Consider the following 15,408-nt stretch of genomic DNA (forward strand, 5'->3'; position numbering starts at 1 on the left):
TTTGCTTCTAAGGATATGACAAGACGATATGACTTCAACTTGTATTAATACGTATTATATCAGGACGCCCATTGTAAACGACCTCATCGCCTTTGCCATGTCTTCTACTCCATTAAAGTCTCACCCGTCCGTCAATGCGATCAGCGTTGAGTCCGTCAGTTTCAGCTACCTGGGCGGCCATCACGTGTTCGACCGGTTCAGCCTGAGCGCGCGTGCCGGGGAATTCGTCGCAATCCTCGGGCCTTCCGGCTGCGGTAAATCCACGCTGCTCAACCTGTTGTCGGGGTTTCAGCAGCCGAGCGCGGGACGGGTTCACATCAATGGCGAACCGATTCGTCCAGAGCGTGATGAGCTGGGTTATGTGTTCCAGTCTCCGCAGCTTTTCCCTTGGCTCAGTGCATTGGAAAACGTTCGTTTCGGCCTGCGCATGGCCGGGCAGGGCAGCGCCATCGAACAGCGCGAGAAAGCTCTTTCTTACCTGCGCCTGGTTGGCCTTGAGCACGCAGCACAACGGTTACCGCAGCAACTGTCTGGCGGTATGCAACAGCGCGTTTCGCTGGCCAGAACCCTGGCGCTGGAGCCAAGCGTATTGCTGATGGACGAGCCTTTCGCGGCACTGGATGCAATCAGCCGCAACAGCATGAACGAAGAGACGCTGCGCATTTGGGCGACGCTGGGCCAAACCGTGTTGTTTATCACCCACGACATTGACGAGGCGGTTTTTCTGGCTGATCGCGTAGTGGTGCTGAACATCGCTCCGGGCGGCATTCACAGTGAATTGAAAATCGATTTGCCACGCCCACGCAGCAATTTGCAGACACGCCGTTTGCCGGCGTTTCTCGATTATCGCAATGAGCTCATGGCGCGTATTTCCCACGTGATGGCGCAGGCACCCGGCGCTGTTCAAGTTTCTCCTTCTCCCGAGTTGACCACATGATCAAACGCACGCTCGTGGCCGCTTCATTGGCCGCATTTACTTTGGCTGCTTTCACATCGGCTTCGAGTGCTTCGGCAGCCGATAAACCCCTGCGTATCGGCTATGTTTTCGCCATGGCCAACGCTCCTGCGTTGATCGCCGACAAAGAGGGTTTCTACAAGCAGGAAGGACTGGACGTCGACCTCAAGGCGCTGGGCGATGGCCCGGTGATTCAGCAAGCGCTGGCGGCGGGGGAGCTGGACGTGGCTTACGTCGGCACACCACCGGTTTATCAGTGGTACTCGCGAGGGCTGCAAAGCACGATTCTGGCAAAGGTCAATTATGGGCAAGCGGCGGTAATCGTCGACAACAAGAGCCCGATCCATGACTTGGCGGGCCTCAACGGAAAGAAACTGGCCGGTGTGAAAAAAGGCAGTGGCATGGACGTGCTCCTGCGCGGCTACGTGCTCAAGGAAAGTGCCGGACTCAATCCCGACACCGATGTCGAGATCATCGATATGCCTCCCGGCAACATGAATGCAGCGCTGGAACGGGGCATCGTTGATGCGGCATTCACATGGGAACCCTTTGTCAGCCAGGCGTTGTTGCGCGGCAACAGTCGCGTGCTATTCGACGTCAACCAGGCGCTCCCGCAATACCCTTGGTACGTGGTCATCGCATTGCCCAAGACCTTGCAGGAACGCCCCGACGATGTGGTCAAACGGCTCCGGGCTCACCGCAAGGCTGTGGACTTTTTGAATCAGCATCCTGATGAATCCAACCGCATCATCGCCGATGCTTTCAAGCTTGAGGCCGTGCAAGGTGCAGACGGCAAAACCATCAGTCCCGAGCAAATTGTCGCCCAGGCGCGCACTCGGCTTGGGTGGTCTGCCGAGTTGCAGGACAGCGATATTCAGTTCATTCAGCGGCTGATGAATTACTCGACGCAACTGGGCTTCATGAACACCCACCTGGATGCGAAAAATCTGGTGGACACTTCTTACCTGGATAAAGCCTCGCGCTGAGCCTCTGATGTCGATACCGAAACCCAACTGGGGCTGGGCCTCACTGCCGTTTTTGCTGTTGGTCTGGATCATCCTGGCCTCACGATTCCCCAGTTACGTGCTGCCGCAACCCTGGGTCGTCGCGCAAGAGGCCATCCGCTGGATCAATGATGGATCACTGTGGAAGCAATTTCGCGCCAGCATGCTGGAGGAACTGGCCGGGTTCTTCTCTGCGGTTCTGGTGGCTGTGCTGCTGGGGACTGCTGGAGGACTTTCTCGGCGCTTTCGCGACTTCATTGCGCCCCTAAACAGCCTGTTCATGGCGATCCCGCCCATCGCTTGGGCGCCGCTGATTCTGATTATTTTCGGTTTCGGTTTTTTCTCGATAGTGCTGGTGATCTTCATCGCGGCCGTGTTCCCCATGGCGGTCACTATCCAGGAAGGCGTGCAGGGCATTCGCGGTGGCGAGGTGCGGGCGGCGCGCACGCTGGGGGCTAATACCTGGCAACTGCTGGCCCACGTTTATTTACCGGCCTCGCTGCCATTTCTGACTGCTGCGCTACGTATTGGCTTCAGCCAGGGTTGGCGTGCGTTGGTCGCGGCAGAGATGGTCGGCGCGTCCCAAGGGATTGGCTGGATGGTGTCGATGGGTGGGCAAATCGGCAACAGCAGCCAGGTATTGCTCGGCATCGCCTTGATCGGGTTGCTGGCCTGGCTCATGGAAAGCCTGGTGTTCCGCCGCATCGAGCGCCGTTACCAAGCCTGGCGTGCCCACTGATATTTCTTACTTCTACTCGATCCTGCACGAGGTGCATCCTGATGACTTCTTTCGATCCGCGTGACGCCGGTGAATACACCGCTCCCGTAGGCCTTTATGAGCGCAACAAGGCCCGTCCGTTTCTGGGCAGTATCAGCGGTGACCGGCAGACGCTGGTCGCCGGGCAATGGGACGAAATCACCCTGACTTACGAGGTGGGCGCCAGCGGCCTGGCCGACGGCGCCTGGTTGAAACTGGCCTTCAAGTTCTACTCGGACTGGGCGTTGTTTCAGACTTCAAACCCATCGGGTGCCAACTACGTCAGCGCCGAGTATCAGGCGGGTGAATTAGTCCCGGGGCAAAGTCAGGCAACCGTGCAGCACCTTAAAGTCCGGTTTGACCAGAAGGGGCACGAGCGGCCATTCCAGAAGGCAATCATCATCGACATCATCGACGGTTATCTGAACCCGGGTGATCGTATTGTGATTCGCCTCGGTGACCGTCGTCAGGGTGGGGCGGGTACTCGCGTGCAGAGCTTTGTCGAGAAAGATTTCCGGCTGCGGCTGTTCATCGATCCGCTGGGCAGCTCGAAATTCGCGGAAGTCCCGGGGGATCTGTTGTGGGACATCGTGCCGGGTGCCGCCAGCCAGCTGCAGGTCATTGCGCCGCGTTTGGTCAGTTCCGGTGAGGCGTTCGACATCTTGCTGCGGGTCGACGACGCCTGGGGCAATACCTGCCGTCAGTTGCCGCTGCACGGCAGCCTGCGCCTGAGCGGGCCGAACGATACCGAGCGTGACATAGCGTTCACGCTCGCCAGCGAGGGCTGGGCAGTTGTGCGTTTGCCAGCATTGCGTTTAGGCGAAACCGGCGAGTGGCAAGTGCGGGCGCACGTCGCGGATCCCACGGTTCGACCGGCTCAGGCGTTCATCAACATTGACCCTGAAGGGGCTGCATTAAGGCCGCTTTACGCCGACCTGCATGTGCATTCCGACGACACCGTGGGCACCAATGACACCTTGTATAACCTGAGCTATGGCCGCGACGTGGCAGGGCTGGACGTGCTCGGTTACACCGCTAATGACTTCAACATCACTGAGCAACGCTGGGATCAAGCGGTAGTGTTGATTCACGAACTGAACGAGCCGGGGCGGTTCGTCTGCTATCCGGGAACCGAGTGGTGCGGTAATTCCTGCGCGGGTGGTGACCGCAACGTGGTGTTCCTGCATGGCCGCAAACCGGAGTTTCCGTTCGATAACCAAGGACGCCTGGTGCGGTCCTTCGAGTGGAACGAATTCACTGCCGGCACCATCAAGCCAGGCGCCTGGCCGGTGGATGAACTCTACGCCGCCTATGCCAAGGATCCGGAGGGTCATTTGATGATGCCTCACGTGGGCGGCCGGCGGTGCAATCTGGACTGGCACCACCCAGAGCTGGAACGGCTGATTGAAGTCGGTTCGGCGTGGGGACAATTTCACTGGGTCTATGCCGAAGCGTTGCAGCGCGGCTACCGAGTCGGCGCGGCAGCCAACAGCGACGAGCATCAGGGCCGCTGTGGCGGTGGCGTGCCAGCCACTGCCGTGTTCGGATCGCGTGGCGGGCTGACGGGCGTTTTGTCGGCAGGTTTTGATCGCCAAAGCGTTGGTCAGGCATTACGCGCCCGCCGGACGTTTGCGACCACGGGCGAGCGCTCGTTTGCCAGCCTGAGTTCGGGGGAGCATTTCATGGGCGAAGTGTTCAGCACTGACGACAATGCCAGCCTCGACTACCGTTTGCTCGGTGAGAGCGGCTGGGAACAGGTCGATCTGTTCGATGGCGAACAACTCATCTGGTCGCGCAACCTGCATGAAGAACTGGGTTTCAGCAGTCACCGTATTCGTTTACGTCTGGGCGGCGCACGTATCAAAGACCGATATCGCGGTGCCTACTGGACGGGTGAAATTCGGGTCACCGGTGCAGTGATCAAACACTTCGACGCCTGTGGGCTCGATCATCCCGAACAAACCGTCTGGCGCCAGGACCCGACCAGCCTGGCGTTTCGTACCGATACCAATGGTGATACCGACAGCATTGAAATCGAACTGTCGCAGTTGGCCGGCATTCGTCTGGAAGTACGCAGCCGCATCGACAATTACGTCAAGGTGGGCGATCCAGCCAACCCGGAACCCTTTGTCCATGCACCCAATGTCGAGCTGGTGCTGAGCGGCGAGCAGTTGTTGGGCCAAGGGCAGCATGTCGTGGAGTTGCCGGGGGCGGAGTTGAAATTATCCGTAGAACGCATGACGGCGCAGACGTTGCCGCGCGAGATCCAAGGACGCTTGGCGATCGCCGATTTGCAGTTGCAGAGGGGACGTGAACACCCGTTGTTTATCTGTGCCCGGCAGCGCGATCAGTCGCGCGTCTGGACATCGGCGTTGTTTTTGACGCTTTCTTGAGCCGCCGTTCTGGCTGACCCCGCGAGTTTGGTTGAGTACATCAAGGGCCCTTTAAGGGCCCTTTTTGTTGGGTGAGATCAATGGAGAGCATCAGCAAACATCAATGTTATCAACTGGTGTTGATATAATTCGCGGGTAGACGTAGGCTCGTAAAAAAACCCAATCGGTCTTCAGGCTTCAAGCGCCATTTTGTCTGTCATTACAATAATAAGGACACAAGACATGAAACGTTGGTCAGTACTTGTTGGGTGCTTTTTGGGGATGAGCATTGCGCCTCCAGCCATTCTGCTGATTCCGCTGGGGCTGTTCATGAAGTCGGTGACAGGCGAGTTCGGGTGGTCGCGTACCGAGTTCTCTATCATTATTTCGGTGGCGGCGATCTGCAACGCGCTGGTGATGCCGCTGGCCGGCTACCTGGTCGACCGCTTTGGGGCACGCCGCGTTGCGCTGGTCGGCACGGTGTTGGGGTGTGGCAGCTACATGTGCCTGTCGCTCACACACTCGTTCCCAGCCTTTGTTGCGATCACGGCACTGAGTGTCGCATTGGGCAATTTGGCGAGTTATCCGGCCTTCCTGTTTTTGACCCAGCGCTGGTTCGACAAACACCTGGGCCTTGCGTTTGCCATTACCTCGTCGGGCCTGGCGGTCGGTACTGGCGGGTTTTCCTACCTGATTTCACAGAACATTCAACTGCACGGCTGGCGCGAGGCTTTTCTGGGGGCAGGGGCGATTGCCCTGGTCATTGGTCTGGTTAACCTCGCCGTATTCGTTCGAGACAATAAAGGGCCGATTCCCGAGGCTGAACGTCGTGGTGAAAAAAGCCCACTCAACCAGGACGGTTTAACCCTGCGCGGGGCCATGGCGACGCACGATTTCTGGCTGTATTCGCTGGCCTTTGTACTGGTGCTTTTTGGTGCTGTGGGTGCCAGCTTTCACCTGCCCGCGATGTTGTCGGATTGGGGGGCTTCCGCCGCTCAGATTGCCGGCATCATTGCCGCAGGTTCAGTCGGGTCGTTGTTCGGCCGACTGTCCGGTGGGGCCTTGCTGGATCATCTTCACACGCGCACCGTGGCCGGTATTTTTCTCGCGTGCCAGTTGGTCGGTTTCCTGATGCTATTGGAAGGGCTGAACTGGGCATTGCCTGCCAGCTTTCTGATTGGTGCAACCCAGGGCGCTGAAATCGATATTTTGGGTTATCTGATCGCCCGTCGATTTGGCCGATTGGCTTACGCGCGGATTTTTGGCAGTGCCTTTTCGGTCACCCTGCTGGGCGCAATTCTCGGACCGATCGTGCTCGGTGTGGTGTTCGATAAAAGCGGCACTTACAACCTGGGCTTGATGCTGTTTCCGATCCTCCCGGTTCTGGCATTTGGCTTGTTGTGCATGTCCGCCAAATCGCCGCAACAAGCCTGGAGTTCTAACTTAACCAAAGTGACATAGCCCGATTCAAAACGTTCTCTTCTGAATACAACAAAAATAAAAAGGAAACAGTATGCGGCCCACCTCAAACGGGAATAACCGACCCCGTACGCGTGCGTCTGAATTTGTACGCGTTACGCTCGCGGCATCCCTGGCTATATGGGCAGCTCATGCGTTGAATGCTCGGGCTGAAACAACACCGGCTGACCGCAATTTAATCGGCCAGGTTGCCCCGGAATTGATACAGCCAGCGTCGTCGCTTGATCCAGCGACTGCAAAGAAAACGTTGCCCGACAGTCAATTGCTTGGCCATATCATCGAGCGTAAAAAGCAATTCGCAAAAATCGATGCATTGGTAGAGCACGGTCAACTCACCGAGTTGCCACCACCCTCCGAAAGTATCCTCGGTGACGCGGATGGGTTGCGCAGTGATCTTGCTGAACATGGCATCGGTTTCAATATTCTGAACATGTCCAACTTTACTAATAATTACCTTGATCACGATCGGCACAATCCGCAAGCCTACAGCGGCGAGCGTCCTACTTACTCGTCGAACCTGGTGGCAGGGATTACTTACGATCTGGGGCAAGTTGGCCTGGAAAATGGCCAGTTTATCTTTGGCGTTGGAAGTTTCTACTCCAGCTGGGATGAAGTGAATCCCTCGTCGAAATTCAGCTACACGCGTATCGCCTATTACCAGAGCCTGTGGGATAAAACCGTCGAGTTCAAAATCGGTGTGTTGCCCAACGATCTCGAATATATCGGCCCTTTCACTGGCGGCACATTAGTGGGCGGCACTCAAGGCCTGCAGGCGCTTATCCCCTATCAGGTCGGCTTGAGCCATGCGCCCATTTCCAGCCCGGCAGCCAACGTTACCTTGAACCTCGGCAACTTCTACAACAAGTTCGGCGTGCAACGCAGTATCAGTCCTGACGGAATGGGGCCAGAAATTGACCGCCATCTCGGCGAACTTGACTTGCACGTGGATCATGCGGGTGCGCTGTACATTGATGAGCTTGGTTTTAAACGCAACGCGACGCCGGGCACCCCGTATGCATGGCTGCGTGCGGGCTATATTTACAACACGTCGAACTATAACCAGTTTTTGAGTAGCGAACTCAGTGACGATAACTACGCCGGTTATGTGCTGGGCGACTACCAGTTTTATCAGTTCAACAGCGCTATTGCGTCGCGCGGACTGTATGCCGGTTTCACCTGGATGTCTGCGCCAGAAGATCGCAATTTGTTCAACCTGTATTACGGCTTTCGCGTGTTCGCAAAAGGGCTGATTGATGCGCGCCCGTTTGACATGTTGACGCTGGAGTACGGTTATACAAGCTACAGCGACGACGCCAATAAAAAGCTCGACAAGATTCATGTTTCGAACGCAGATGATTCAAGGTCTACAACGCTCGCTTACAATCTTAGAGTCGCCGCCGGTGCGTATTTGCGTACAGGTCTAAGTTATGTAGAGCATCCCTCATTTAGTCCAGACGTCAAAGATACCCTTAATCTGCAAGTTGGCCTCACGCTGTTTTTCTGATCCATGGTTTGCTTCAGGAGATACCTTCAATGATTCTCATCACCTCGGCTAATGGCAATCAGGGCAAGCGGCTTATACCCAAGCTGCTCGCGTCCGGCCATCAGGTGCGCGCTTGTGTAAGAACCGAAGCGTCGGCCGCTCAACTGCGAGCGCTCGGCGTGCAGCAGGTACTAGTGGGAGATATTGTCGATCCGGTGTTTATTGCCCAGGCGATGAAGGGCATCAAAAGCGTGTACCACATCGGGCCGACGCTGCATCAGGATGAGCGCGCAATGGGTTTCGCGATGATTGATGCTGCAAAAGCTGCCGGTGTGGGCCATTTTGTTTTCAGCTCCGTGCTCCACGCCATCGCCAGCGATTTGATCCAGCATGAGATCAAGCGCGACATTGAAGAATATCTGCTGGCCTCAGGGCTCGATTACACCATCTTGCAGCCCGCCAACTACATGATGCCTTCTCGAATGAAAGCGGTTTTCGAAGAAGGCGTGTTCCGCTTGGCGTGGGCGTTGGACAAGCGACAATCGATGGTGGACCTGGAAGACGTTACCGACGTGGTAGCACTGGTTTTATCTGACCGCGAGCGTCACGCCGGCGCTACTTATGAGTTGGTCAGTCCCGGTCGCTTCACCGCGTACGACATCGGGCAGGTCGCTGCGAATGTGATAGGGCGCGAGGTGACGGTCGAGCGCTTCGATGTCGAAGTGTTCGTCCGCGAGCGGTTCGGCAGTCTTGACCCTGTTGCGCTCCAGCACATGTTGCGGATGAACCTCGCTATCGCCACGTACTACAGCAACCACGACTTCGTCGGTAACGCCAACGTGCTGTCCTTTCTCCTTGGCCGTGCGCCCACCACCTTCGACGCGTTCGTCCGCAGGGAATACGCAAGCTTTCTGAGTGCACTGAAAACACGTTCTGATTGATACGGTAAGCACATTTCTGTTCGGGGAGCCGCTCGTGCAATGCGACGGCTCAGCGGGGAGGTTGGAGGCTATTAGCGTTTCAACTGACTCGCATCATTATTGGCCATTGGCCGAGCTGCACGCATAGGAGATAGGCTTTAAACGCTGCAAATGCAGCTTGCCTCAAATCGAAAAACAACAACAAGAAGCCCTCATATGCTCAGTTTGCCATGGTGCCCTCTGCCGTTTCCGCTTTGGTTCAGACCTGCCTCACCATTGTGCGAAGGCGCGCTCCTATGATTGCTCGTGCGCTGGGCAACCTCTCTGTAGGCACCAAGTTGTCGCTGGGTTTCGGTTTGGTTCTGTTGTCGACCTTAGGCGTTGCAGCGACCGCGTTTTACGCCTTCAACGTGCTCGAAATACGCGCCGAGAAGATGAAGGACGTCGCATCCGTCGAGTCGCTGATGTTGCAAGCGCAGGTTGCGGTAAAGGCGTTCGGATTGGACTTGGCTGAAGAGCAAGCGAACACAGTGGCCAGCCTCACCGGTGAGTTGGTCTCAGTGCTGGAAAAATCTGCGGCGCAAACCGAGGAGGGCGACTCCATCGATGCCGCCAAAATATACCTCGTCCAGTTCGAACGTTATGCGCAAGCGCAGCGCAATGCCCGCGAGGCTCGCCTGCGCATGCAGCAACTGGCTCAGGTGCTTGGCGAGCGATTCACCGTGGTGATGCTTGATCAGCTCGACGCAGTCAACCTGCTGGCCTCGCGCGCGCAGCCGGCCGACTCGGTGCGCATGCTGCAACTTGAACAAGCCTCCACGCTGCGCGACAAACTGGCAAACCTGCGTGACAGCGAACTCTATTTCACTGTGCAAGGCAGCACCGATGTGCGCAACGCGTGGGAGGCGCGCGTTATTGAGCTGCGCTCGTATATGGAGAATCTGGAGCTACGGCTCGAAGGTTCCGAGCGCGAATCGCTGACCCAGGCGCGTGCGGCGCTGGATGAGTATCGCGCAGCATTCAACGGTTACGCCGCGAGCCGTGATCAAACCACTGATAGCCAAGCCGCGATGAATGTCGCGGCTGACAAGGTCAGCGCATTGCTGGGCGCGGCCCGCGTCGCCCAGGTGCAGGCCTCGCACTCCATGAGTCAGCGAGTATCGCGGTTGCTTGGGGCAATTGTGCTGTTGGCGCTGAGTCTCGGCATCGGTGCGAGCCTGTTGATTCGCCACTTGATCTTGCAGCCGTTGCGCCAGGCTGTCGAGTTGACCGGGCGAGTGGCATCCGGCGACCTCAGCGCACAGATCGATGCATCTGGACGTCGAGATGAGCTGGGGCAATTGCTCGGCAGCGTCGGCGTGATGCTCGACAGTTTGCGTGCCCTGATCGGCCGGATTGGCCTGGGTGTCGGGCAGTTGAACCAGGCTGCCAGCGGCCTGGTGCAGGTGACCGAACGTACACGTCAGGGGGTCGATTCGCAGCGCGAGGAAATTGAATTGGCGGCCACTGCCATGCAACAGATGTCTGCCACTGCCCAAGACGTCGCGCGCAATACCAGCCAAACCCGCGAGGCCGTCGATCAGGCCGATAGTCAGGCGCGCAAGGGCGAAGAACTGGTGCGTCAGGCGACGACCAAGATCGGTCATCTGGCCCAGGAAATGAGCGGATGCTGCGAGTCCATGGGCTCGCTGCTCAACGAGAGTGCGGCCATCGGCAAGGTGCTTGATGTGATCAAGGCCTTGGCTGAACAGACCAACCTGCTGGCCCTGAATGCTGCGATTGAAGCGGCACGTGCCGGCGAAAATGGTCGTGGTTTCGCAGTGGTGGCGGACGAGGTACGCAACCTGGCGCGACGCACACAAGCCTCTACCGATGACATCGCCGCGATCATTCAGCAGCTGCGCACCGTGGCCGAGCAGGCGTCCAGCCGCTTGCAGGGAAGCCAGGTGCTGACCGGCGAGAGCGTAGTACTTGCCGCACAGGCATCCCAAGCGCTGCAGGAAATTGCCTCGGCGGTATCCACCGTGGAGCAGATGAGCCAGCAGATCGCTGCGGCGGCCGAACAACAAAGTGCGGTGGCGGAACAGGTGGGCGGAAATATGCAGCGGGTTCGCGCGGTTGCCGAGCAAAGCACCGCTGCCAGCGGGTTGCTGGAAGAGTCTGTGCGTGGGTTGGAACAAGTGGGCGGGGCGCTTAACGCGGCGGTTGGAGGCTTTCGGACGACGATCTGAGATGGGTTCATTAATGCCGGATTTTTCAGCAATGAAGCTTGGTGCGGCGGCACGTTCTGTCGGTTTATCTCGAAGCTGACAACAATAAGAGTGGAGGCAGACATGAGTTCGCTAAACGAAAATTCGATCACCGGATCAATGTCCTCGATGGACATTGACCGTGAGGAAACGCAGGAGTGGCTGGAGTCGCTGGAGGCCGTCGTACGTGATGGCGGATCCGAACGTGGCCAGTTCCTGCTTAAACAGTTAGAGCAACACGCAAGAGCACTGGGCATCACCTCGCATGTGCATCCGTACTCGGCCTACCGGAACACAATTCCGATTGAAAGGCAGGGTCCCTATCCAGGTGACCTTGCTGTCGAGGAACGGATTACATCGATCATTCGCTGGAATGCATTGGCCATGGTGGTGCGCGCGAACCAGGCCTACGGAGATCTGGGTGGGCATATCGCAAGTTATGCGTCCGCCGCCGAAATCTTCGAGGTTGGCTTCAACCACTTCTTCCGTGCCCGTGACGAAAGTCACGGCGGCGATCTGGTGTTTTACCAGCCGCATTCGGCACCCGGTGTCTATGCCCGTGCGTTCCTTGAGGGCAGATTGTCCGAGGAACAATTGGCGAACTATCGCCAGGAAGTCGGCGGCAATGGGCTGAGTTCCTATCCACATCCGTGGTTGATGCCGGACTTCTGGCAGTTCCCGACAGGATCAATGGGCATCGGCCCCATCAGTGCTGTCTATCAAGCGCGTTACATGCGCTACCTCGAGCACCGCAACCTTGCCCAGACCAGCGAGCGTCATGTCTGGGGCGTATTTGGCGACGGTGAAATGGACGAGCCAGAATCGATTGCAGGACTCACGCTCGCGGCGCGCGAAAAGCTCGATAACCTCACCTTTATCGTCAATTGCAACTTGCAGCGGCTGGATGGTCCGGTGCGTGGCAATGGTCAGGTCATTCAAGAGCTCGAAGCGCTGTTTACCGGCGCAGGCTGGAATGTGGTCAAGGTTATTTGGGGCTCGGACTGGGACCCGTTGTTCGCCCGGGACACTCACAATGCCCTGTTGCAACGCTTTGCCCAGACCGTCGATGGTCAATACCAGACGCTGGGGTCCAAGGACGGTGCCTACAACCTGCTGCACTTCTTCCAGCAAGATCCAGAAGTCAAAGAGTTGGTCTCGCACATGTCCGATGCCGAGATTGATGCCCTGAAGCGAGGTGGTCACGATTTCCGCAAGCTGCACGCCGCGTTCGCCGCTGCCAAGGCGCACAAGGGACGTCCGACAGTCATTCTGGCCAAAACCAAGAAAGGTTACGGCATGGGCGGTGCCGGCGAGTCCCGCATGACGTCGCACCAGGCCAAGAAGCTGGATATCGATGCGCTCAAGGCGTTCCGTGATCGTTTCGCGCTGCCGCTTTCCGACGACGATGTCGCTCAATTGCGCTTCTATCGCCCGGCCGAAGACAGCCAGGAAATGCGTTACCTGCGTGAGCGCAGAGCGACGTTGGGCGGCTACATGCCTGCGCGGCAGAAGGGCGTCGAGCACATCGCGGTGCCAGCCCTGGCTGACTACGCGCGGTTTGCGTTCGAGGCCGACGGCAAAGAGATGTCCACCACCATGGCGGTGGTACGGATGCTCGGCGGCTTGCTCAAAGACAAAGAGCTGGGGCCACGAATCGTCCCGATCGTCGCGGACGAGGCGCGTACCTTTGGTATGGCCAACCTGTTTCGCCAGATTGGTATCTACTCGCCACTGGGGCAACTTTACGAGCCAGAAGACGCCGGCTCGATGCTTTATTACCGTGAAGCCCGCGACGGTCAGCTGTTGGAGGAAGGCATTACAGAGGCGGGCGCATTGTCTTCCTGGGTGGCTGCCGCGACTTCCTACAGCGCTCACGGCAAGCCGATGCTGCCGTTCTACATTTACTACTCGATGTTTGGTTTTCAGCGTGTCGGGGACCTGATCTGGGCCGCGGCCGACCAACGAGCTCGCGGCTTCTTGCTGGGCGCCACCGCAGGGCGAACGACGTTGGGGGGCGAAGGACTTCAGCACCAGGATGGCAGTAGCCATGTGGTGGCTGCCACCGTTCCCAACTGCCGTGCCTATGACCCGGCGTTCGCGGGCGAACTGGCGGTGATTGTCGACCATGGCATGCGGCAGATGATGGAGCGCGATGTCGACGAGTTCTACTACATCACGGTGATGAACGAGAACTACGCCCAACCTTCTTTGCCGTCCGGCATCGAGGATCAAATCATTCGCGGTATGTACCGCTATGCCTTGACCGACGCTCCCTCGTCGCGTGGCTCGGTGCGATTGCTGGGCAGCGGAACCATCCTGCGCGAAGTGATTGCAGCATCTGAATTGCTGGCTGCTGACTGGCAGGTGTCGAGCGAGGTCTGGAGTGTCACCAGTTTCAGCGAACTGGCCCGGGAAGCGCGGGAAGTTGAGCGACACAATCGCCTGAACCCCTCTGAACCTGAACAGGTCAGCCATCTGTGTGCCTCCCTCACCGGAGATGCGCCGGTCATTGTCGCCTCAGACTATGTGCGCGCCTGGCCTCAACTCATCGCCAGCTACATCGATGCTCGCTTTATTGCGCTGGGAACCGACGGGTTTGGCCGCAGTGATACCCGCGCAGCCTTGCGCAGTTTCTTTGAGGTTGATCGTCACCAGGTGGTTCTGGCAGCGCTGGACGGTTTGGTACGTGACGGCGCGTTGCCGCGTCAGGTATTGGCCGAAGCCATTGAGCGCTACGGCCTGAAGGGTGATCGCCCGGCGCCGTGGACGTGCTGACAGGTTTTGTCTTCGCATGCGCTCGATGAGCGCTCCCTCCGTTGCGTTAACCCGCAACGGATCTATTTCTGGGCGATGGTAAGTCATGAGTGAAATCAGAGAGATTCATGTCCCTGACATCGGGGACTTCAAAGACCTCCCGGTGATCGAGGTGTTAGTCAAACCGGGCGACAAGGTAGCGTTCGATGATCCTTTGCTGACCCTGGAATCGGACAAGGCATCAATGGATGTTCCAAGCCCCGGTGCCGGCACCGTTGTGTCGGTGACGATCAAGGAAGGGGATCGGGTGTCCAAGGGCAGTTCGATCCTCATGTTGCAGATGGCTGGCGATGAAGCACCTGGCATTCAGAGCGCTGTGGCGGTTGCAGAGGTCAGTGCCAAGGATTCACCGGCACCGGCACCGGCACCGGCACCGGCGTCTGTCGTTGCAACGCCCATTGCGCCGGTATCCGCTGTTGTGCCCGCGGTCAATGCATCCGGCGTGAAGCCTCACGCCAGTCCTTCGGTCCGCAGCTATGCGCGCAAATTGGGTGTGGACGTGACGAAAGTGGTGGCCACAGGCAAGGGCGGGCGGATGCTTCGTGAGGATGTCGAACGCTTCGTCAAGGACGCTTTGGTTCGTCTGGACAGTTCGACGCAACGTGCCGGTCAATCAAGCGGACTCAATCTGCTGCCTTGGCCGGACGTCGACTTTGCCAAATTCGGCAGTATCGAGAAGGTTGCCCTGTCGCGAATCAAGAAAATCTCCGGCGCCAACCTCTCGCGCAACTGGGTGATGATTCCCCACGTCACCAACAACGAAGAAGTGGATATCACCGAGCTTGAAGCGTTTCGGGTTCAGCTCAACCACGAGGGGGGCAAGGACGCGACCAAGTACACCCTGCTGGCGTTCCTGATCAAGGCTGCGGTCGCCACCCTCAAAGCCTTCCCGCAGTTCAACAGCTCGTTGGGCCACGAAGACGGCGAGCCAATCCTGATCTTGAAGCAGTACTACCACATCGGTTTTGCCGCTGACACACCGAACGGGCTGGTAGTGCCGGTGATTCGCGATGCCGATCAAAAGGGCATCGGCCAGATCGCCACCGAATGTGGCGAGTTGGCGCGCAAAGCCCGGGACGGCAAGTTGGGTCCTGCAGATATGACGGGTGGAACCTTTACCGTCTCGAGCCTGGGTGGCATTGGTGGAACCGGTTTTACGCCGATTATCAATGCACCGGAAGTGGCCATTCTTGGCGTTACTCGCGCTCAAATCAGACCGCATTGGAACGGCAGTGGGTTTGTGCCTCGACTGATTCTGCCCTTGGCAATGTCATGGGATCACCGCGTTGTGGATGGCGCTGCCGCGGCGAGTTTCCTCCAGTATCTGGCTGCTCTGTTGGCTGATTTCCGTCGAATTACTCTTTGAGGGAGCGCC

General features: G+C 57.9%; 10 protein-coding genes. All 10 read left to right on the plus strand.

From position 1 onward, the window contains the following. Positions 1-97 precede the first annotated feature (97 nt). The 10 genes from ACQR3R_RS03060 to aceF all read left to right on the plus strand — a co-directional run bounded on the left by ACQR3R_RS03060 (position 98) and on the right by aceF (position 15,399). Positions 98-937 (plus strand): ATP-binding cassette domain-containing protein, encoded by an 840-nt coding sequence (locus ACQR3R_RS03060; RefSeq protein WP_428270526.1) that lies wholly within the window; start codon positions 98-100, stop codon positions 935-937. Beyond that, entirely contained in the window at positions 934-1,941 is a 1,008-nt protein-coding gene (locus ACQR3R_RS03065; protein ID WP_428270527.1) for an aliphatic sulfonate ABC transporter substrate-binding protein, read from the plus strand. The genes ACQR3R_RS03060 and ACQR3R_RS03065 overlap by 4 nt, the downstream gene beginning before the upstream one ends. Positions 1,942-1,948: 7 nt before the next feature. After that, positions 1,949-2,698 carry an ABC transporter permease subunit gene (locus ACQR3R_RS03070; protein ID WP_428270528.1) on the plus strand — a complete coding sequence of 250 codons (750 nt, stop codon included), beginning with the start codon at positions 1,949-1,951 and terminating at the stop codon, positions 2,696-2,698. A gap of 41 nt (positions 2,699-2,739) precedes the next feature. After that, positions 2,740-5,109 carry a hypothetical protein gene (locus ACQR3R_RS03075; protein ID WP_428270529.1) on the plus strand — a complete coding sequence of 790 codons (2,370 nt, stop codon included), beginning with the start codon at positions 2,740-2,742 and terminating at the stop codon, positions 5,107-5,109. Positions 5,110-5,331: 222 nt separating this feature from the next. Beyond that, positions 5,332-6,549, plus strand: a complete 1,218-nt coding sequence (locus ACQR3R_RS03080; protein WP_428270530.1) for an MFS transporter — start codon at positions 5,332-5,334, stop codon at positions 6,547-6,549. A gap of 52 nt (positions 6,550-6,601) precedes the next feature. Beyond that, positions 6,602-8,071: a carbohydrate porin gene (locus tag ACQR3R_RS03085; protein WP_428270531.1), complete on the plus strand. Its 1,470-nt coding sequence runs from the start codon at positions 6,602-6,604 to the stop codon at positions 8,069-8,071. Positions 8,072-8,100: 29 nt separating this feature from the next. Then, on the plus strand, positions 8,101-8,991 hold the full coding sequence (locus tag ACQR3R_RS03090) for an NmrA family NAD(P)-binding protein (RefSeq protein WP_428270532.1): 891 nt from the start codon (positions 8,101-8,103) through the stop codon (positions 8,989-8,991). A 275-nt stretch (positions 8,992-9,266) separates the two neighbouring features. After that, positions 9,267-11,201 carry a methyl-accepting chemotaxis protein gene (locus ACQR3R_RS03095; protein WP_428270533.1) on the plus strand — a complete coding sequence of 645 codons (1,935 nt, stop codon included), beginning with the start codon at positions 9,267-9,269 and terminating at the stop codon, positions 11,199-11,201. Positions 11,202-11,303: 102 nt separating this feature from the next. After that, a complete protein-coding gene (gene mdeB / locus ACQR3R_RS03100; protein WP_428270534.1) occupies positions 11,304-13,994 on the plus strand; it encodes an alpha-ketoglutarate dehydrogenase in 2,691 nt (896 codons plus the stop codon). Positions 13,995-14,079: 85 nt separating this feature from the next. Continuing rightward, complete coding sequence (gene aceF, locus ACQR3R_RS03105; RefSeq protein WP_428270535.1) at positions 14,080-15,399, plus strand: dihydrolipoyllysine-residue acetyltransferase; 1,320 nt, start codon at positions 14,080-14,082, stop codon at positions 15,397-15,399. Positions 15,400-15,408 lie beyond the last annotated feature (9 nt).

The sequence above is a fragment of the Gordonia sp. IEGM753 genome (assembly GCF_050321825.1).
Taxonomy (GTDB): Bacteria; Pseudomonadota; Gammaproteobacteria; order Pseudomonadales; family Pseudomonadaceae; genus Aquipseudomonas.